Origin of the sequence: Microbacterium sp. oral taxon 186 str. F0373 (assembly GCF_000411455.1) — a bacterium.
Classification (GTDB): Bacteria; Actinomycetota; Actinomycetes; order Actinomycetales; family Microbacteriaceae; genus Microbacterium.
The window spans coordinates 1,574,061-1,592,120 of the sequence record NZ_KE150457.1 but is presented as its reverse complement, the minus strand read 5'-3'; the positions used below and the strand labels follow the sequence as shown (position 1 = coordinate 1,592,120).

At 69.8% G+C, this 18,060-nt stretch carries 17 protein-coding genes and 3 tRNA genes; 4 read left to right on the top strand and 16 right to left on the bottom strand.

The window, feature by feature from the left end; genetic code table 11:
- Window positions 1-51 precede the first annotated feature (51 nt).
- On the top strand, window positions 52-831 hold the full coding sequence (locus HMPREF1529_RS07440) for a phosphatase PAP2 family protein (protein WP_005049915.1): 780 nt from the start codon (window positions 52-54) through the stop codon (window positions 829-831).
- On the opposite strand, the gene HMPREF1529_RS07435 is transcribed toward HMPREF1529_RS07440, so the two are convergent.
- From HMPREF1529_RS07435 to HMPREF1529_RS07400, 8 genes are all read right to left on the bottom strand, one after another.
- Complete coding sequence (locus tag HMPREF1529_RS07435; RefSeq protein ID WP_016464351.1) at window positions 828-1,964, bottom strand: UDP-N-acetylmuramate dehydrogenase; 1,137 nt, start codon at window positions 1,962-1,964, stop codon at window positions 828-830. The genes HMPREF1529_RS07440 and HMPREF1529_RS07435 overlap by 4 nt on opposite strands.
- Window positions 1,964-2,377, bottom strand: a complete 414-nt coding sequence (locus tag HMPREF1529_RS07430) for a MaoC/PaaZ C-terminal domain-containing protein (RefSeq protein ID WP_016464350.1) — start codon at window positions 2,375-2,377, stop codon at window positions 1,964-1,966. Before HMPREF1529_RS07430 ends, HMPREF1529_RS07435 begins: the two co-directional genes overlap by 1 nt.
- Complete coding sequence (locus HMPREF1529_RS07425; protein WP_016464349.1) at window positions 2,374-2,823, bottom strand: MaoC family dehydratase N-terminal domain-containing protein; 450 nt, start codon at window positions 2,821-2,823, stop codon at window positions 2,374-2,376. Before HMPREF1529_RS07425 ends, HMPREF1529_RS07430 begins: the two co-directional genes overlap by 4 nt.
- A gap of 91 nt (window positions 2,824-2,914) precedes the next feature.
- Complete coding sequence (locus tag HMPREF1529_RS07420) at window positions 2,915-3,724, bottom strand: sulfite exporter TauE/SafE family protein (RefSeq protein ID WP_016464348.1); 810 nt, start codon at window positions 3,722-3,724, stop codon at window positions 2,915-2,917.
- The gene (locus tag HMPREF1529_RS07415) at window positions 3,721-5,757 is read right to left on the bottom strand and encodes an ABC transporter ATP-binding protein (protein ID WP_005049906.1); all 2,037 of its coding nucleotides are present in this window, start codon (window positions 5,755-5,757) and stop codon (window positions 3,721-3,723) included. The genes HMPREF1529_RS07420 and HMPREF1529_RS07415 overlap by 4 nt, the downstream gene beginning before the upstream one ends.
- The gene (locus HMPREF1529_RS07410) at window positions 5,754-7,481 is read right to left on the bottom strand and encodes an ABC transporter ATP-binding protein (protein WP_016464347.1); all 1,728 of its coding nucleotides are present in this window, start codon (window positions 7,479-7,481) and stop codon (window positions 5,754-5,756) included. Before HMPREF1529_RS07410 ends, HMPREF1529_RS07415 begins: the two co-directional genes overlap by 4 nt.
- Window positions 7,482-7,590: 109 nt before the next feature.
- Window positions 7,591-8,976: an FAD-dependent oxidoreductase gene (locus HMPREF1529_RS07405; RefSeq protein WP_016464346.1), complete on the bottom strand. Its 1,386-nt coding sequence runs from the start codon at window positions 8,974-8,976 to the stop codon at window positions 7,591-7,593.
- 11 nt (window positions 8,977-8,987) lie between these two features.
- Window positions 8,988-9,749 carry an MIP/aquaporin family protein gene (locus tag HMPREF1529_RS07400; protein WP_016464345.1) on the bottom strand — a complete coding sequence of 254 codons (762 nt, stop codon included), beginning with the start codon at window positions 9,747-9,749 and terminating at the stop codon, window positions 8,988-8,990.
- A 48-nt stretch (window positions 9,750-9,797) separates the two neighbouring features.
- Between HMPREF1529_RS07400 and HMPREF1529_RS07395 the strand changes: the two genes are divergently transcribed.
- Both HMPREF1529_RS07395 and HMPREF1529_RS07390 read left to right on the top strand, forming a co-directional pair.
- A complete protein-coding gene (locus HMPREF1529_RS07395) occupies window positions 9,798-10,472 on the top strand; it encodes an arsenate reductase/protein-tyrosine-phosphatase family protein (protein WP_016464344.1) in 675 nt (224 codons plus the stop codon).
- A gap of 21 nt (window positions 10,473-10,493) precedes the next feature.
- Window positions 10,494-10,892: an arsenate-mycothiol transferase ArsC gene (locus tag HMPREF1529_RS07390; RefSeq protein WP_016464343.1), complete on the top strand. Its 399-nt coding sequence runs from the start codon at window positions 10,494-10,496 to the stop codon at window positions 10,890-10,892.
- A 157-nt stretch (window positions 10,893-11,049) separates the two neighbouring features.
- On the opposite strand, the gene HMPREF1529_RS07385 is transcribed toward HMPREF1529_RS07390, so the two are convergent.
- The 4 genes from HMPREF1529_RS07385 to HMPREF1529_RS07370 form a co-directional block, all read right to left on the bottom strand.
- Window positions 11,050-11,126: transfer RNA gene (locus HMPREF1529_RS07385), tRNA-Met, on the bottom strand.
- 35 nt (window positions 11,127-11,161) lie between these two features.
- Window positions 11,162-11,233 (bottom strand) — tRNA-Thr (locus HMPREF1529_RS07380).
- A gap of 63 nt (window positions 11,234-11,296) precedes the next feature.
- Window positions 11,297-12,724 carry a M23 family metallopeptidase gene (locus HMPREF1529_RS07375; protein WP_016464342.1) on the bottom strand — a complete coding sequence of 476 codons (1,428 nt, stop codon included), beginning with the start codon at window positions 12,722-12,724 and terminating at the stop codon, window positions 11,297-11,299.
- 176 nt (window positions 12,725-12,900) lie between these two features.
- On the bottom strand, window positions 12,901-13,692 hold the full coding sequence (locus tag HMPREF1529_RS07370) for an inositol monophosphatase family protein (protein ID WP_036282812.1): 792 nt from the start codon (window positions 13,690-13,692) through the stop codon (window positions 12,901-12,903).
- Window positions 13,693-13,723: 31 nt separating this feature from the next.
- On the opposite strand from HMPREF1529_RS07370, the gene HMPREF1529_RS07365 reads away from it, so the two are divergent.
- Window positions 13,724-15,289: a phytoene desaturase family protein gene (locus HMPREF1529_RS07365; RefSeq protein ID WP_036283065.1), complete on the top strand. Its 1,566-nt coding sequence runs from the start codon at window positions 13,724-13,726 to the stop codon at window positions 15,287-15,289.
- Window positions 15,290-15,292: 3 nt separating this feature from the next.
- Here HMPREF1529_RS07365 and HMPREF1529_RS07360 read toward each other — a convergent pair whose 3' ends face one another.
- From HMPREF1529_RS07360 to HMPREF1529_RS07345, 4 genes are all read right to left on the bottom strand, one after another.
- Window positions 15,293-16,330 (bottom strand): hypothetical protein, encoded by a 1,038-nt coding sequence (locus tag HMPREF1529_RS07360; RefSeq protein ID WP_016464339.1) that lies wholly within the window; start codon window positions 16,328-16,330, stop codon window positions 15,293-15,295.
- 112 nt (window positions 16,331-16,442) lie between these two features.
- Window positions 16,443-16,524: transfer RNA gene (locus tag HMPREF1529_RS07355), tRNA-Tyr, on the bottom strand.
- 98 nt (window positions 16,525-16,622) lie between these two features.
- Window positions 16,623-17,108 (bottom strand): FBP domain-containing protein, encoded by a 486-nt coding sequence (locus HMPREF1529_RS07350; protein ID WP_005049879.1) that lies wholly within the window; start codon window positions 17,106-17,108, stop codon window positions 16,623-16,625.
- Between the two features lie 38 nt (window positions 17,109-17,146).
- Complete coding sequence (locus HMPREF1529_RS07345) at window positions 17,147-18,013, bottom strand: phosphotransferase family protein (protein WP_016464338.1); 867 nt, start codon at window positions 18,011-18,013, stop codon at window positions 17,147-17,149.
- Window positions 18,014-18,060 lie beyond the last annotated feature (47 nt).

Genomic DNA, 18,060 nt, shown 5'->3' with positions numbered 1-18,060 from the left:
GCCCTCGCACACTCAGAAAGCACATAGCCGGACGGAGAACGATCGGACTCCATGCGCCCGTCGACATCCTCCCTCCTTGTGGCGTCGCGCAGATCGCGGCGCCACCGTAACGCGCTGCTCGCGCCGTCTGAGCACCCGGCAACCAAACTGGTCGTCGGGCTGGCGACGATCGTGTTCCTCATCAGCGCCGGGCTGGCCTTGCGCGCCGCGCCCATCGACGCGGATCTGTCACGGGCGATGAACGGCTGGCACATCGATGGCCTCGGCCAGGTCACCGCCCTCGTCTACGACCTGTTCTCCCCGGTGCCGGCCATCGTGATCACCGTGATCGTCACCGGCATCGTCTGGGCGCTGAGTGGACGAGTGGCTCTGGCGATCGCGTTCGCCGGCACGATCGCCCTGACCTGGATCCCCTCCGACATCGTCAAGATCGCGGTCGGCCGCCCGCGTCCGGACGCGACGCTGCTGCCGCACCCGGTGGCGCAGATGCCGGTCGATCCGTCGTATCCCAGCGGACACGTCGTTTTCGTCACCGCGCTGGTGCTCACTCTGGTGCTCATGCTGAAGGACACACGTTGGCATCGGCCTGCGATCATCGTCGGCACCGTCGCGGTCGTCGTGGTCGTGCTCTCCGTCGCAGTCCTCGGCGTGCACTACCCCACCGACGCACTCGCGTCGGTGCTGTGGGCGCTGGGTGTCTTCCCTGCCGCGCGGATCATCTGGGTGCGCATGCTCATGCCGCTCGTCCCGTTCCTGCGGGAAGTGCCGCGGGCCGAGCCGGCGGAGCCCGCGCCGGGACCGCGCCGCCACGGCGACGTCGGACAGATCTAGAGCTCGACGCCCACCAGCACCGGTTCGGGCTGCAGCAGCAGACCGAACTCGGACTGCACACGGTGCTGGATGTAACGCGCGAGTTCCGCGACCTCGCCGGCCGTCGCTCCGCCGCGGTTCGTGAGGGCGAGCGCGTGTTTCGTCGACAATCCGGCCCGTGAGCGCGGCAGCCGGAAGCCCTTGCCGAGACCCGAGTGTTCGATCAGCCAGGCCGCACTGACCTTGACATCCGGCTGCACAGAGACCGGCGGAGGCACGACGCCGTCGAAGGCGGCCAGGGGGATGACGGTGACGGGTTCGATCTCCACGGCCATCGGCCAGCGAGGACACTCGGGCGGAAGGGTGCGCGCGAAGGATGCCGAAACGATCGCGTTCTGGAAGAAGGACCCGGCGCTGTGGGTGTCGGGATCGGCGTCGTCGAGCACCATGCCCTTGGCGGCCCGCGTCGCCAGCACTGTCTCACGGATCCACCGGAGCGACACTGCGGCATCCGCGGCCAGGCGCAACGCCTGACGCAGCTGGGCGCCGCGCACGGGAACGTCGCCGTCGCCGACCTCCTGCAGCTCGAGGGTGATCGAGACGATGACGCCCGAGCGCTCGGCGCCCCGGCCGTAGTGCTGCTTGAGCACCGACGTGCGAAAGCCCAAGCCGAGTGCGTCGGCCGAGACGGTCTCCACCTCGCCGGTGGCCTCGTCGAGCAGTTCGACCTCGACGAGCGTCTCGACGATCTCCTGCCCGTACGCCCCGACGTTCTGGATGGGCGCCGCGCCGGCGGACCCAGGGATGCCGCTCATCGCCTCGATGCCGGCCAACCCGGCCGCCACCGTGTACTCGACGAGGTCGTCCCAGTTGTGACCGGCTTCGACGCGCAGGCGGACGTGACCCTCCCGAGGGGCCTCGACGCGCTGGATGCCGGAGGTGCGCACCAGCACGACGGTGCCGTCGAAAGGCTCGTCGCCGGCGAGCAGGTTGGAGCCGCCGCCGAGCACGAGCCACGGCTCACCCTGCGACCACGCTTCCTGCAGCGCCGAGATGAGCTCCTCGCGGGTGCGGGCTTCGACCATCCGCGCGGGCGTGCCGCCGACACGCAGGGTCGTCAGCTCGGCGAGCGGGATCGGCGTGATCTCGGCCATCAGGACTGGTGGCGCACGCGCACCTGCGCCTTGCCGAGGACGGTCGTTTCACCGAACGTGACCGTCAGGTCGATGCGGGCGGCCTGGTCGTCGAGGGCGCCGACTTTGGCCGAGACGAAGAGGTCGGCACCGTCCTCGGCATCCACCACGACGGGACGCGTGAAGCGCACGCCGTACTCGAGGATGCGGCCTGGATCACCGAGCCACTCGACGATGGTCTCGACGGCGAGGCCCATCGTGAGCATGCCGTGGGCGAGCACTCCCGGCAGCCCGACGCGATCGGCGACGTCGTCGCGGTAGTGGATGGGGTTGAAGTCACCCGACGCGCCCGCGTAGCGCACGAGCGACTCGCGGGTCAGGTGCACGGTGCGCTCGGCGACGACGGTGCCGACTTCCAGGGCTGCGGATGTCACGAGACCTCGCCTCCGATGAGCAGGACGGATGTGGCGGTGACGACGTGCTCGCCGTCGGCGTCGGTGATCTCCGCCTCGCTGGTCACCATGGCTCCGGCGCCGAACGGGCGGATGCCGGTGATGCTCAGCTGCGCCGTCAGTTCGTCTCCGGCCACGATCGGACGGCTGTAGCGGAAGCGCTGCTCGGCGTGCACGGTGCGCTCCAGCGCGATGCCGGAGTCTTCGACGGCCAGCAGCTGCTGCATCGTCAGGTCCTGGATGACCATCGCGAACGTGGGCGGTGCGACCACGTCGCGGTAGCCCAGGGCCTGGGCGGCGGCGGGGTCGAGGTGCTGGGGGGCGTCGGCGAAGACGGCGCGCGCGAACTCGCGCACCTTCTCGCGGCCCACGAGATAGGAAGCGGTCGGCGGGAAGACGCGACCCACCAGCTCAGGATTCACTGACACCCCTCGATCCTACCGACGGCGCTGCCTGCTCGTCCGTCCGCTGGCGCCGCATCAAACCCGCCGAGGCGACCGTTCGGGACGGATGAACGTGTCAGCGCGCGCGGCGCGCGCGAAGGGCCCGTACCGCCATCTGCGCAGCGATGAAGGTGAGGAAGCACGCGAAGAGGATGTTGGCGACCAGGGGCGACAGCAGTGTCGCGATCCAGGCGCCGAGGGCCGTCGTCGTGCAAGCGGCGACGCCGACGAGCACGGCGGCGACCAGGTCGACGTTGTGGCGCTTGACGTTGCCGACGGTGCCCGAGATCGCGGTCGGGATCATCATCAGCAGGGACGTGCCCTTCGCGATGAGGTCGCTCGTGCCGAAGAGGAAGATGAGGGCGGGCACGACGATCACCCCGCCGCCGACTCCCAGCAGGCCCGCCATCACACCGGTGAACAGGCCCAGCACCGCCAAGCCGATGCCGGACGCGACGGTGAGCTCGAGCGCGGCCTCGCGCGAGGGGACGACGATGAACAGCATCACGATCACGACGGCGAGAAAGCCGACGAATCCCCAGCGCAGCGCGTTCTGCGGGATGCGGGCGAGCAGCCAGGAACCGATCTGCGCGCCGACGACGGCTCCGGCGGCGAGGATGAGCGCGGGGATCCAGGCGACGGACCCGTGGATCGCGTAGGAGACAACGCCGACGGATGCCGTGGGCACGATGGCCGCCAGCGACGTGCCCGCCGCGAGCCGCTGGTCGAAGCGCAGCAGGAGCACCAGCATCGGCACGATGACGGTGCCACCGCCGACCCCGAACAGGCCCGACAGCAGACCGGCGGCGAGGCCGACGCCGATGCACGACAGCACGAAGCGGATATCGCGACGCCGGGCGGGCGTCGCGGCTGCGGCCGGGCTCACGCGTCGGCCCCGGTGCCGACCTCGGGGGCGGGGTCGTCGGCGCCGGCGGCGGCCTGCTCGAACTGCGAGCGGTAGAGGCGCCAGTAGGCACCCTCCGCGGCGATCAGCTCGTCGTGGCTGCCCTTCTCGACGATGTCGCCGTGCTCCATCACGAGGATGAGGTCGGCGTCGCGAATCGTCGACAGACGGTGGGCGATCACGAAGGACGTGCGTCCTTCGCGCAGCGCCGACATCGCGTGCTGCAGCAGCAGCTCGGTGCGGGTGTCGACCGAGCTCGTCGCCTCGTCGAGGATGAGCACGCTCGGCTCGGCGACGAACGCGCGCGCGATGGTGATGAGCTGCTTCTCACCGGCCGAGACGTTGGCGGCGTCCTCGTCGAGCACAGTGTCGTAGCCGTCGGGAAGGGAGTGCACGAACCGGTCGACACGGGTGGCGACGGCGGCTTCGGCAATCTCGAGATCGGAAGCCTCCTCGTTGCCGTAGCGGATGTTCTCACGGATCGTGCCGGCGAACAGCCACGGATCCTGCAGCACCATGCCGGTGCGCGAGCGGACGTCGTCTCGGGTGAGCGCGGAGATGTCCTGGCCGTCGAGGAGGATGCGTCCGCCGTCGAGCTCGTAGAAGCGCATCAGGAGGTTGACCAGGGTCGTCTTTCCGGCCCCGGTGGGCCCGACGATCGCGACGGTCTGGCCCGGCTCGACGCGGAAGGACAGGTCGCGGATGAGCGGCTTGTCGGGGCTGTACGAGAACGCGACGTTCTGGAACTCGATGACGCCGCGTCCCTCGCGCAGGGCGGGCGCGTCTTCGGCATCCGGCTCCTGCTCGTCTTGGTCGAGGAGTTCGAAGACGCGTTCGGCAGAGGCCGTTCCGGACTGCACGACGGCGGCCATGCCGCCGAGCTCCGACAGCGGCTGGGTGAACTGCTGCGAGTACTGGATGAAAGCTTGCACGTCGCCGAGTCGCAGCTGCCCGGACGCCACCATGAGGCCGCCGAGCACGGCGATGCCGACGTAGGAGAGATTTCCGATGAACATCATCGCCGGCATCATCAGGCCCGACAGGAACTGGGCCTTGAACGCAGCCTGGTAGAGCTCTTCGTTCTCCTGCTGGAACTTCTCCCGCGAGTCCTTCTCGCGGCCGTACACGCGCACGAGGGCGTGACCGGAGAACGACTCCTCGACGCGGGCGTTGAGCCGGCCGACCTTGCGCCACTGCGTGGCGAAGGCCTTCTGCGACTTCGGCCCGATGACTCCGAAGATGACGCCCATGAGCGGCAGAGCGATGAGCGCGACGATCGCGAGCTGCCACGAGATGGAGAACATCATGATGAGCACACCCACGACCGTCAGCACGTTGGTGACGGCGGTCGACAACGACTGCTGCATGGTCTGCGTGATGTTGTCGATGTCGTTCGTGACGCGCGAGATGAGCTCGCCTCGCTGCACCCGGTCGAAGTACGACAGGGGCAGGCGGTTGATCTTCGCCTCGACCGACTCGCGCAGGCGCCACATGGTGCGCACCATGATCACGTTGATGACGTAGCCCTGCACCCAGGTGAGCACGGCCGATACGACGTAGATCGCGAGAACAGCGACGAGCACCCACTTCAGACGTTCGAAGTCGACACCGGCGCCGACCTGGAAGTCGTGCATCGCGGAGACGATGTTGGCGATGTCGTTCTGCCCCGCGGCACGCAGGGCGTCGACAACCTGGTCCTGGCTGGTGCCGGCGGGGAACTGCGCAGCAAGCGACGCCGAGACGACTCCCTCGAAGAGGATGTTGGTCGCCTCACCGAGAACCTTCGGCGCGATCACGGCGAGGACGACGCCGATCGCCCCGAGGACGGAGACGAACCCGAACGCCCACTTGTACGGGGCGAGCAGGCCGATCATCCGCACGAAGCTGCGACCGAAGTTGGCGGCCTTGCCGGGGGCGACGGAATCCCACGAGCCGGAGTTGAGCCGCGCCTGTTCGGCGAGCTCGAGTTCTTCGCGTTCCTCTTCGGAGACGGCGGCGGTGTTCGGCGCGCTCATGCGTCGACTCCCAACTGCGATTCGACGATTTCTCGGTACGTGTCGTTTGCGGCGAGAAGCTCGTCGTGCGTGCCGATGCCGACCATGCGCCCGTCGTCGAGGACGACGATGACGTCGGCATCCGCGATGGTCGAGATGCGCTGGGCGACGACGATCTTGGTCACCTCGGGAAGCGCGCGCCAGAGAGCTTGGCGCAGTCGGGCATCGGTCGTGACGTCGAGCGCCGAGAACGAGTCGTCGAACACGAGCACGTGCGGCCGGTGCACGATGGCGCGAGCGATCGACAGGCGCTGGCGCTGACCACCCGAGACATTGGTGCCGCCCTGCGCGATGCGCGCATCGAGGCCGCCGTCCATCTCGGCCACGAAATCGCGCCCCTGGGCGATCTCGAGAGACTGCCACAGCTCGTCGTCGGTCGCGTCCTCGCGTCCGAAGCGGAGGTTGCTGGCGACCGTGCCCGTGAACAGGAACGCGCGCTGCGGGACGTACCCGATCCCCCGCCACATCTCGTCGAGGTCCGCCTCGCGCACGTCGACGCCGCCCACGCGGACGGCGCCGCCGGTGACATCGAACAGTCGCGGGATGAGGGAGACGAGCGTCGTCTTGCCCGAACCGGTCGATCCGACGATGGCGACGGTTTGGCCGGGGGCTGCGCGGAACGAGATGTTCTCGAGCACGGGAGCCTCGGCTCCGGGGTAGCTGAAGGTGACGTCGTCGAACTCGACGGCGCCGAGGTCGGGGAACTCCGTGACCGGTCGAGCCGCGCGGTGCAGCGCATCGGTCGAGTCGAGCACCTCCGCGATGCGATCGGCGGAGACGGCGGCGCGCGGGATCATGATCGTCATGAACGTGGCCATGAGCACACCCATGAGGATCTGACCGACGTACTGCATGAAGGCGAAGAGGGTGCCGATCTGCACGTCACCGGCATCCACCTGGATGCCGCCGAACCAGATGACGCCGACGACGGTGAGGTTGAGCACCAGCATCGCCAGCGGGAACATGAGCACGAACAGCGAGCCGACCTTGCGTCCGACGACCATGATGTCGGTGTTCGCGACGCGGAACCGGGCCTCTTCGATGCGTTCACGCACGAACGCGCGGACGACGCGCACGCCGGTGAGCTGCTCGCGCATGACGCGGTTGACGCCGTCGAGCTTGCCTTGATACTCGCGGAACAACGGCACCATGCGGCTGATGATGAAACCGGCGATCACGAGCAGCGTCGGCACCGCGACGGCGATGAGCCAGCTGAGCGCGGCATCCTGCTGGACGGCCATGATGACGCCGCCGATAGCCAGCAGCGGCGCGGTGACGAGCATGGTGGCGCCCATCATCGCGAGCATCTGCACCTGCTGGACGTCGTTGGTGTTGCGAGTGATGAGCGTACCGGCCCCGAAAGACGAGACTTCACGCTCGGAGAAGCCGCTGACCTTGTCGTAGACGTCGCGGCGGATGTCGCGTCCGGCGCTCATCGCGGCGCGCGCGGCGAAGAACGTCGCGATGACCGAGGCGACGATCTGCCCCAGCGCGATGAGCAGCATGAAGCCGCCGCGCGACCAGATGTAGGCGGTATCGCCCGCGGCGACACCCTTGTCGATGATGTCGGCGTTCAGGCGCGGCAGGTAGAGAGACGCCATCGCCGAGGCGAACTGGAAGACGAGCACGCCCAGCAGCCACCACTTGTACGTCCAGAGATATCGGACGAGGAGTTTTCCGAGCATGAAGGGCTCCGTCTACGGGCCGGGTGGGAACGGGTTCATGCTATCGCCGGACGCCGACACGCGTTCCCGCCATCGGATGCCGGGCAGGTCAGGTGAGTTCTCTCGAGAATCAGACGCCGGCCGCGACCAGGCGGACCTCGTGCTCCCACGCTTGGGCGGCCACTTGTACCGCGTCCCAGGGCGAGCCGAGCGGCGGCGTGTACGAGAGATCGAGGTCGCTCATTCCGCCGACGGTCATGCCGTGGTGCAGGGCAGTGGCGTAGGTGTCGACGCGCTTGGAGATCTCGGCGCCGCGAGTGCCGACCAATTGCGCGCCGAGAAGGCGTCCGTCTCGGGTGTCTCCGGTGATGCGGATGCTGATCGGCGTCGCTCCGGGGTAGTAGCGCTTGTGGTCATCCGCGATCGCGGTGTGGCTCTGCGCAGAGTAGCCCGCGGCGAGGGCCTCGTCGTCGCGGAGGCCGGTGCGAGCGGCGACGACCTCGAACACCTTCACGACCTGTGTGCCGAGGCTGCCCGCGAACCGCGCGTTGCCGCCGATGGCGTTCTCGCCGGCGACGCGGCCCTGCTTGTGGGCGGTGGTGCCGAGGGGCAGATACGTAACGCCGAGGAGGCGGTGGTGGGTGACCACGCCATCTCCGGCTGCCCAGACGTTCGGCAGGCCGGTGCGCATGTGCTCGTCCACGACGACGGCACCGCCCGCGCCCGTGGTTGCACCGGCTGCGGTGAGCAGGCTGGTGTTGGGGCGCACACCGACGACCACGAGCACGAGGTCGGCGCTTCGGGAGAATGCGTGAGCATCGCGGGTGCCGGTCACGGTGAGGCGGCCGCCGTCGCGCGTGACGGATTGGATACGCGTCCCGGTCACGACCTCGACGCCGTGGCGGGTGAGTTCGTCGTGGACGAGCGAGCCGAGTTCGGGGTCGAGGGTGGAGAGCACCTCGGGGCCTCGCTGGAGCTGGGTGACGCGCAGGCCCCGGACGGTGAGAGCCTCGGCCATTTCGAGGCCGACGTAGCCGGCACCGACGATGATTGCGGTTTCGGGCTGGTGCTCGTCGAGGTATCGCTCCAAGGCAAAGGTGTCGCCCATCGAGTGCAGCAGGTGCACGCCGTCGTCGGGGCCGAACCGGTCGAGGCCGGCGATGCCGGCGGTGGACGGGGATGCGCCAGTGCCGACCATGAGTTCGTCATACGCGATCGTCGACTCCGTACCGGCCGCGTCGCGGACCGTGAGCGTGCGACCGTCGACGTCGATACCGGTGGCGAGGGTGTTCAGACGCAGGTTCATGCCGGTGGCTTCGAGGTCGGCGTGCGTGCGGTGGGCGAGGGACTGCCAGGGCTGCACTTCGCGGGAGAAGTAGTAGGGGATGCCGCAGATGGAGAAGTTCGGGTAGGAGTCGGCCACGACGACGGTGGCGTCGACCGAGGGGTCGAGTTCGCGGGCGCGCAGGGCCGCGGAGATGCCGGCATCACTTCCGCCGATCGCTACGAGGTGCATGAGGGTGCCTTTCAGGACGTGGTTTCGGGTTGCGTGGGCACCACGACGTCGCCCGCGGTGCGTGCAGCGGTCGGGTAGAAGACGAGCAGCATCGCGAGCCCAAGGGCGCCACCGACGAGCTGGGCGAGGATGAACGGTGCCACGGAGGCGGGGGCGATTCCGGCGAACGTGTCGGTGAACATGCGGGCGATGGTCACAGCGGGGTTGGCGAACGATGTGGAGCTGGTGAACCAGTACGCGGCACCGATGTAGGCGCCGACCGCAGCCGCGGTCACCGATCCGTTCCCTGCGCGGGCGAGCGCGAAGACCAGCAGCACGAGCCCGGCGGTAGCGACCAGTTCGCCGACCAGGTGCCCGCCGGTCGCGCGGTTGTGTCCCGAGAGCGCGGGCGCGGTGTCGAACATCACGCCGGCCAGGAGGGTGCCGGCCGCGCCGCCGAGAACCTGCGCCGCCAGGTACGGGGCGACATCGCGCAGCGGCAGGCCGGCTCCCTCGCGGCGGCCGGCCAGCCAGTCCGCCAGTGACACCACGGGGTTGAAGTGGGCTCCCGACACCGGGCCGAGCATGAGGATCAGCACCGTCAGGCCGAGCGCCGTGGCCACGCTGTTCTCGAGAAGCTGCAACCCCACATCGCCAGGCGAGAGCCGCTGGGCGGCGATCCCTGACCCGACCACGACGGTGACGAGCAGCCCTGTCCCGACGAACTCTGCGGCGACGCGACGCAGCACGTGTGGCCGAGTCACGGACGGATCGGAGCGGGTGATCGTTTTCATGTCGGCTCATCTTGACGCACACGCGATAGAACAGTCAATATTGAAACAATGAACACTGAACGAACCGACACGGTGGAGGCGCGCGCCGCTCGGCACGCCGCTTTGAGCGACCCGTCCCGACTGCGGATCGTCGACCTTCTGACGCTCGGCGATCTGTCGCCGTCAGAGATTCGGACGACCCTGGGCATCGCGGGAAATCTCGTGACTCATCACCTGAACGCGCTGGAGTCTGCGGGCATGGTCGCCCGATCGCGCTCCGAGGCGGACAAGCGACGCAGCTACATACACCTCACGGACAACGCCCTCGTGGGCCTCACCCCTGGCCGAACCGAAGGCGCAAGCCGCGTGGTCTTCGTCTGCACGGCGAACTCGGCGCGGTCGCAACTCGCCGCCGCGCTGTGGGCGACCCACAGCAGCATCCCCGCCACGTCCGGGGGCACGCGCCCCGCTGAACAGATCGCAGTCGGCGCGATCGCGACAGCCAATCGTCACGATCTCGACCTGCCGCAAGAGCCGCCACGGGCATTGGGCGCCGTGCTGACCGACTCGGACTTCGTGGTCACCGTGTGCGACAACGCGCACGAAGAACTCGGGGTGGCCGGGCACCTGCACTGGTCCATCCCCGACCCGGTCCGCGTCGGCACCGACGACGCCTTCGACACGGCCTACGACGAGCTGGAGCGCCGCATCGCCGAACTCGCCCCCCGACTCACCGCCACCTGACACTTCCCAGAAAGAGAACCCGTGACCAACACCACTCCGACCGTCCTGTTCATCTGCCAGCACAATGCCGGCCGCTCCCAGCTCGGCGCTGCGCTCCTGGAGCACCTGGCCGGCGACCGGTTCACCGCAACATCGGCGGGACTGTCGCCGGCGGGCGAAGTGAACCCCGCCGTCACCGCGACGGTTGCCGAGCTGGGCATCGACATCACCGACCGGGTGCCCCGTGCCGTCACCACGGAGAACCTCGATCAGGCGGAGGTCGTGGTGCTGATGAAGCCCGGCCTCGAACTGCCGTCCACGCCCCGCGGCGAGGTCTTGGAGTGGTCGTTCCCCAATCCGGATGCCTGGGACCCCGAGTCCGTGCGGCCACTGCGCGAAGCCGTCTCCGAGAAGATTCAGACCACGCTCCTCGCACGCTGAGCACCAGGAGAGGGGCGAACCGCCGACCTGGGACGCGGTCGACGCCGCGCGGCGCTCTCTGCCGCAACCAACAAGAAAAGCGCCGGAGACATCTCCGACGCTTCTTCCCAACACCTGGACCCTGATCTCAAGGTCATCTGTTCGAGGAAAACGAGTGTGGTAGCGGGAGCGGGGCTTGAACCCGCGACCTCACGATTATGAGTCGTGCGCTCTCACCAACTGAGCTACCCCGCCGCGCCGCACCCACACGGCGAGATGTGGATGCTGCGAGCCCCGAGTCAGGATTGAACTGACGACCCCTTCCTTACCATGGAAGTGCTCTGCCACTGAGCTATCGGGGCGTGCCACCCCTCGCGGGGCAACCAGAAAAGAATATCAGAGCCGGGGCGTCCGACAGAATCGGCTCAGCCGACGGTGTGGCCGGGCTTGGTGTGCTCGGCCAGCCACGGCATCGGGTCGATGCGGGTGGTGCCCCCCAGCAGCACCTCGAGGTGCAGGTGGGGTCCGGTCGCCTTGCCGGTCTGTCCGACGCGGCCGATGACCTGTCCGGCGGTGACCTTGTCGCCGACACCCACCTTCAGCGAGCCGTACTGCATGTGGCCGTAGCGAGTGGAGACGAGCTGGCCGTCGATGATGTGGTCGATCAGCACCGTCACACCGTAATCGCCACCGGACTCGGTCGCGATGCGCACGGTGCCCGCGGCGACAGCGTGGATCTCCGCGCCCTCACCCGGGGTCAGGTCGACGCCGTTGTGGGGGGTAGCGAACTCCGAGAGGTACGCGATGGACCCGAAGGCGGCCGAGATCGGCACCCCGACGGGGAACGGGTACTGGATGGGCGACGACGGGTCGTTCACCCACGTGTTCGCGAACAGGCGCACGCCCGACTCGGCCGCAAGCTCCGACATCGACGTGACGTTGTAGCTTTCGGGTCGATCCAGCGCGGTCGGAGCATCGGTTCCCGAAGCCACGAACGCCTGGATCTGACCGGCATCCGAGCTCTTCGTCAGCTTCTGACTGGCGGCGACGACGGTGGGCTGCGCGGCGGTGTTCGACGAGTCGGATGCCGAGGCGATCGCAGCCGCCGGCGTGGTCGTGCCCACCGCGAGCAGGCCGACGACCGCCATGACGCCCACCGAGAACGACGCCGCAGCCATCCGCTTGGCGATCGCCGCGCCACGCGGGCGGCGGCGTGCGGCGACATGGACGACGGCCTCGGCAGCGGAAACCGGTTCCGCCGGCTCGGCAGCGGCGGTCGAGGGACGCTGCACCGGCATCTCCCCCGTGAAGGAGAACAGGCGGGCAGCGAACTCGAACTCGTCGAGGTCGCAGCTCTCGGATGCCGCGACGAACGCGGAATCGCTCGGGAGCTGGTCGGCGACCGGAGCGGGCACGGCATCCGCTTCGTGGTCGACGGCCGCGGCGGCGTCCACCGTCACGGCGACCGCGGATGCGTCCTCGGTGGCGACCGATTCGAACACGGCTCGCGCGGCGCGGCGCAGACGCCGACGGGAGGCTTCGTCGGGTTGTGCCCCGGCGACGGTTTCGGCGACGATCGCCGCAGCGACGTCGGCGACGACCGACTCGGCGAGGGAGGGCTCGGCGGGCGCGGACTCGACAGGCGCCTCGGGCTGCGTCACCTCGGCGACGGCGGCAGAAGCGACAGGGAGAACGTCGTCCGCGGGAGCGGCCTCGGCGGCGGCCTGGGCAGCCAGGCGACGGTATTCAGCGCGGGTCAGTGCACCCGGCCCGGTCGGCGTTGCGGCCGACTCGGTTCGTCGGCTGGCACGCCGCGAGGGCGTCGCATCGGCCGCGGGGGTGTCGGGGGTCAAATCACACAGGCTCTCGTCAGGCCGCGCGGAAGGGTGCTCCGCACGACGACGTACTACGGGCTTCGGATCGCTTCGCCGTTCGGGCCGGCAAAGATAACGATCGGGTAAACACTACATCGTGGTCGCTGGGAATGCCATGGACACACGGTCCACGTTCCTATCAACCCGCGGACGCCTCACACCTCCAGCAACTCGCGCATCCGCGGAAACAGCTCCGGACCGGCCGCGATCGTCATCTCCGCACCGGGCGCGCCGCCCGGGCGACCGCCGACGATGCCGCCCGCCTCCGTGACCAGCAGCGCTCCCGCCGCGTGGTCCCACGGCTTGAGCCCGCGCTCGAAGTACCCGTCGAGCCGCCCGGCGGCGACGTAGGCCAGGTCGAGCGAGGCCGCGCCGGCGCGACGCAGGTCGCGGGCGAGCACCATCATCCGGCGCACCCGCGCCAGGTCGCCGTCGTGGGTGGCGGGGTCGTATCCGAAACCGGTCGCGAGCAGGGCCCCGGCATCCGTCACCGTCGACACGTGCAGAGGCTGATCGCCGAGCCAGGCCCCTCCACCGCGGTGCGCGTGGAAGAGCTCGTCGACGGCGGGGCTGTAGACCGCCGCGGCCTGTGCGACCCACGTCTCGGGCGTCGCCTCCCCGGTCACGGCGGCGATGCTGACCGCGTACTGCGGAATGCCGTAGGCGTAGTTGACCGTACCGTCGATGGGGTCGACGACCCAGGTCACACCGCTCGTGCCGGGCTGCGGGTCGGACTCCTCCCCGAGAAAGCCGTCGTCGGGCCGGACCGCTGCCAGCCGGTCGCGGATGAGCTGCTCCACCTCGCGGTCGGCCTCGGTCACGATGTCGGCGAGGGTGGACTTGGTCGCCGCCACCGCGACGCCCTCGGCCCGGCGGCGCCGCGCGAGCGCGCCGGCCTCCCGTGCGATGTCGACGGCGATCTTTTCCCACTGCGCGGCATCCACCATGCCTCCACGCTACGCGCACTACCGTGGCCTCATGAGCGCGCACTACGACGTCGTGATCGTGGGCGGTGGCCACAACGCCCTCACCGCCGCCGCCTATCTCGCCCGGGCGCGCAAGCGCGTGATCGTGCTGGAACGGCAGGACCGGGTCGGCGGCGCCGCGGTGTCGGAGCAGCCGTGGGCGGGCGCGGATGCGCGCCTGTCGCGCTACTCGTACCTGGTGAGCCTGCTGCCTCGCACGATCATCGACGACCTCGATCTGCGCCTCGACCTGCGCCGGCGCCGCTACTCGTCGTACACCCCCGACCCCGCCGACCCGTCCCGCGGCATCCTCATCGACAACGCGGATGCCGCGGCCACCACCGCGAGCGTCATCCGCACGACCGGTGACATCCGCGAGGCGGAGCGCTTCGAGGCGTTCACCGACCGCCTCCTCCCGCTCGCTGCGACCGTCTTCCCCTCGGTGACAGAGCCCCTGCGCCGCGCGGGCGAGATGCTAGCGGAGGTCGCCGACACCGCGCTCTGGGACGCGCTCACGACGCGACCGCTGGGCGGCCTGCTGCGCGACGGGCTGGGCACCGACATCGCGCGCGGCATCGCCCTCACCGACGGTCTCATCGGCACCTTCTCCTGGGCCGACGATCCCTCCCTGCGCCAGAACCGCTGCTTCCTTTACCACGTGGTCGGCGGCGGCACCGGCGACTGGGACGTCCCCGTCGGCGGCATGGGCCGAGTGAGCGCCGCGCTCGAGAACGCGGCGCGCCGCGCGGGCGCCGAGATCCGCGTCAATGCGACCGTGAGCGCGGTCGCGCCCGGCGGCACCGTGACGCTCGCCTCGGGCGAGATCCTCACCGGACGCCTGGTTCTCAGCGGCGTGAGCCCCGCGGTGCTCGATCGGCTCCTCGGCGACGCGGCGGACCCCGCGGACGACGCGGCCCCCGAAGGCGCGCAGCTGAAGGTCAACATGCTGCTGTCACATCTGCCGCGTCTGCGTGACACGACGGTCTCGCCCGAAGCGGCCTTCGCCGGCACGTTCCACGTCAACGAGACGATGACCCAGCTCGACGACGCCTACGCGGCCGCGGTGGACGGCGGCATCCCGCGTCCCCTTCCCGCCGAGATCTACTGCCACTCCCTCACCGACCCGTCGATCCTCGGGCCGGCCCTGCAGCAGTCGGGAGCCCAGACGCTGACGCTCTTCGGGCTGCAGGTTCCGCACCGACTGGCCGCCGGCTTCTCGAGCGCCGACTACCGGTCGACGCTCGTGGATGCCGCGACCCGCTCGCTCGACGCGGTGCTCGCCGAACCGCTCGCCGACTGCCTGTACGTCGCGCCCGACGGCTCGCCGTGCATCGAAGCGCGGACGACCACGGACCTGGAGGGATCGCTCGGCATGACCGCCGGCGACATCTTCCACGGGCCGTTGTCGTGGCCGTGGGCGGGCGACGACGAGCCGCTCGAGACGGCGGCCGAGCGCTGGGGCGTGGCGACGGCGCACGAGCGGGTGCTGATGTGCGGCTCGGGCGCGCGTCGCGGCGGCGCCGTCAGCGGCATCGGCGGCCACAACGCCGCGATGGCGGCGCTGGAGATGCTCGACTGACCCTCAGCTGTGCTGCTGGGGCGGCAGCGGCGGGGCCGGCGGGTACCCGTCGTGCCCCTGCGCGGCCGGAGCCGTCGGGGCGCTTGCGCCCTCCGTGAACCAGAAGCGTGCGCCGGGCGAGGGCTGACCCGTGTAGTAGGCGTTCCAGTCCGGCGAGCCGTCGGGGAACACCGGCAGCGGCGTGACGCCGTCGGCGAAGGTGGGCCACGGTGCGGATGCCGCCGGAGCGGGTGCCGGTGCCGGCGCGGGCGGCTGAGCCGGGGCAGCCGGCGGCTGAGCGGGGGCAGCGGGCGCGGGAGCCGGCGCCGCGGGCGCCGCTACGGAGAGCGGGGCCGAACCGTAAGGAGCCGTGCCGTAGGGCGCCGCGCCGTAGGGAGCCGCGCCGTAGGGGGCGGCACCGTAGGGGGCGGTGAGGTGCGGGCGCGGACGCTTCGGGGCGAAGAGGGCGTTGACCAGCGGCAGGAGCGCCGTGCCCACCGCCGACAGGATCGCGAGCGCGACGACCACGCGCCAGTAGAGCGGACGGTAGGTGACGAACTCGTCGGTCATGAGCGGCAGCACCAGCATCACCATGAGGATGACGACGAGGCCGATGGTCACGTAGGTGACGATCGAGGTGAAGGTCGTTTGGTGGCGCTGGAACGCCTTGAGGAAGAGGCGGGCGTGCAGGAGAGCGCCCTGGACGATGAGCGCGATGACGATGAACTTGAACACCCGCTCGGCACCGACGCCGAAGTAGCCACTGGTCGGCATCCAGATGAGGAACGCCCCGACCAGCAGGATCAGCACCCACGAGATCATGCTCGTCAGCGCGAGCCAGGTGGGCCGACTCTGGGCCATGTTCGACTCGGCGATCGCCACGCCCGCGAAGCCCGCGAGCAGCAGGATCGTCAGGAACGCCTTGCCGACGATGCCGTTCGAGTCTCCGATCAGCACCCAGACCACGCACACGAGCGCGGCGGCGATCAGAGCGCCGATCGCGACCCAGATCGTCGCGCGCAGGATCTTGTTGGACTGCGGCGAACTCGTCGGTTCGGTCATGTCTCTCCCCTTCGTCGGGCATCCAGCCGTGCCCCCATCCTGTCACGGGGGTCGGGCCGCGTGGAGAGCGCAGACCAGGAAAGGCCCCGCATCTGCGGGGCCTTTCGGTGGGTGGCGAGTGAGGGATTCGAACCCCCGAAGTCGAAGACGGCTGATTTACAGTCAGATCCCTTTGGCCGCTTGGGTAACTCGCCAAGTGCGCACCCGCCCGGCTTTTACAGTCGACCGGAGGCGCGATCAACCATCTTACCCGGCCGCACGCGTTCCCAAAAACCAGAGGCCGCATCCGGCGTCAGACCGGCGCCACGACCCGCTCGACGAAGGCCTCCACGCGGTGGCGCGTCCCGTCGATGCGGCGGTCGACGCTGGCACGCACCTCGCTCGGCGCGAGCGGCGCCGCGAGGCGGACGTTCTCGTGGCAGCCCAGATCGGCGCAGATGTAGGTGCCGACACTGTCACCGCGAGCCCCGGCATCCCCCGCCCGTCGCGCCGTGAACAGGGCGACCTGATTGCCGGGCTGCATCGTGTGGCAGAGGTTGCACATCGCCGCGCGCGGACGGGACCCGGATGCCGCGCGCAGCACGATCCCGGTGGGCACGCCGTCGCGCTCGACGATCATGTAGCCCCGACCTCGGAAGTCCGGGTCGGACCACGCGAGGAAATCGAGATGATCCCAGTCGGCGAGCACGAGAGAGAGCGGAACACCCACGCGGTCGAGCTCGTCGGGTGTCGCGTTGACGAGGGCGGCGCGCACCTGGTTCTCCGTGAGCGGCTGCATCCGTCCAGTCTACGAACCGGTCCGCCGCGCCGGGCCGGTCAGCTCGCGTACGTGTCGTTGGCCCTCGTGAGGGCGCGCTCGATCTCCGTCGCGGGGCGGCCTCCCGCGATCGCGAAGCACAGGAGCTGCAGAGGGTAGGTCGCCGCCGTGACACGTGCGCGGTGGGTGACTTCGGGTGGCACGATCTGCGCCACGAGATCCCACCCATGCCATGTCGCGAGCGCCGCCACGTCCTTCGCCTCGTCGTCGGCGGCAGCGAGATCCCAATCGATCAGCCCCGAAACTGTGGAGGCGACGCCATCGGTCCACAGCACGTTGCTGCCGGCCAGGTCGCCATGCGTCAGCACATCACCGTGCGGCGCGAGCCCGACGAAGGCATCGGCGACGCGGCGAGCGCCCTCACGGGCCGTCGGAGCGAGCATCGCGACGGCATCACCGGTCATGAGGCGCAGCCCCTCCCCGCCGCCGAAGAAGGTGTGTCGATGAGCCAGGTTCGTCCGAAGCGAGGTGAGGTCGGTCTCGCGAAGGGCGTCGAGGAGGCGTCGGAGCGCTACGGCGTCGCCGCTGCCGCTCGGATGCGGCTCGCCGTCGACGCGCTCCTGCGCGATCGCGACCACACCGCCCGCGGCACGGTCATCGATCGCCGGCGCCGCGGAGCGCGGCACCGCGAAGGGCAGAGGCGGGAGGGCGTCGATGAGACGCTGCGCGCGGAGGGCCTCGGATGCCGCGTCCGCGGTGCGCGCCACTCGCACCGCCACACGTCCGGCGAGCACCACGAGATTCGCCGAACCGTGCTCCACGCGCTGCCAGTCGCGGCGCGGCACCCGCTCCCCTGCGGCGCCCAGCGCGCGGGCGACGACATCGTCGACGACATCATCGGCGGGAGCGACGAAGCCGGTGTACATGATTCGACCCTATGGGGGTCGCACGATGAGCGGCCGGCCCTCGGCAT

What these genes read in the sequence shown, in the direction of transcription:
- HMPREF1529_RS07415 (WP_005049906.1), bottom strand. Translation starts at nt 5,757, where the DNA reads ATGAGCGCGCCGAACACCGCCGCCGTCTCCGAAGAGGAACGCGAAGAA.
- HMPREF1529_RS07345 (WP_016464338.1), bottom strand. Translation starts at nt 18,013, where the DNA reads ATGTACACCGGCTTCGTCGCTCCCGCCGATGATGTCGTCGACGATGTC.
- HMPREF1529_RS07350 (WP_005049879.1), bottom strand. Translation starts at nt 17,108, where the DNA reads ATGCAGCCGCTCACGGAGAACCAGGTGCGCGCCGCCCTCGTCAACGCG.
- HMPREF1529_RS07360 (WP_016464339.1), bottom strand. Translation starts at nt 16,330, where the DNA reads ATGACCGAACCGACGAGTTCGCCGCAGTCCAACAAGATCCTGCGCGCG.
- HMPREF1529_RS07400 (WP_016464345.1), bottom strand. Translation starts at nt 9,749, where the DNA reads ATGAAAACGATCACCCGCTCCGATCCGTCCGTGACTCGGCCACACGTG.
- HMPREF1529_RS07405 (WP_016464346.1), bottom strand. Translation starts at nt 8,976, where the DNA reads ATGCACCTCGTAGCGATCGGCGGAAGTGATGCCGGCATCTCCGCGGCC.
- HMPREF1529_RS07440 (WP_005049915.1), top strand. Translation starts at nt 52, where the DNA reads ATGCGCCCGTCGACATCCTCCCTCCTTGTGGCGTCGCGCAGATCGCGG.
- HMPREF1529_RS07410 (WP_016464347.1), bottom strand. Translation starts at nt 7,481, where the DNA reads ATGCTCGGAAAACTCCTCGTCCGATATCTCTGGACGTACAAGTGGTGG.
- HMPREF1529_RS07370 (WP_036282812.1), bottom strand. Translation starts at nt 13,692, where the DNA reads ATGGTGGATGCCGCGCAGTGGGAAAAGATCGCCGTCGACATCGCACGG.
- HMPREF1529_RS07395 (WP_016464344.1), top strand. Translation starts at nt 9,798, where the DNA reads ATGAACACTGAACGAACCGACACGGTGGAGGCGCGCGCCGCTCGGCAC.
- HMPREF1529_RS07365 (WP_036283065.1), top strand. Translation starts at nt 13,724, where the DNA reads ATGAGCGCGCACTACGACGTCGTGATCGTGGGCGGTGGCCACAACGCC.
- HMPREF1529_RS07435 (WP_016464351.1), bottom strand. Translation starts at nt 1,964, where the DNA reads ATGGCCGAGATCACGCCGATCCCGCTCGCCGAGCTGACGACCCTGCGT.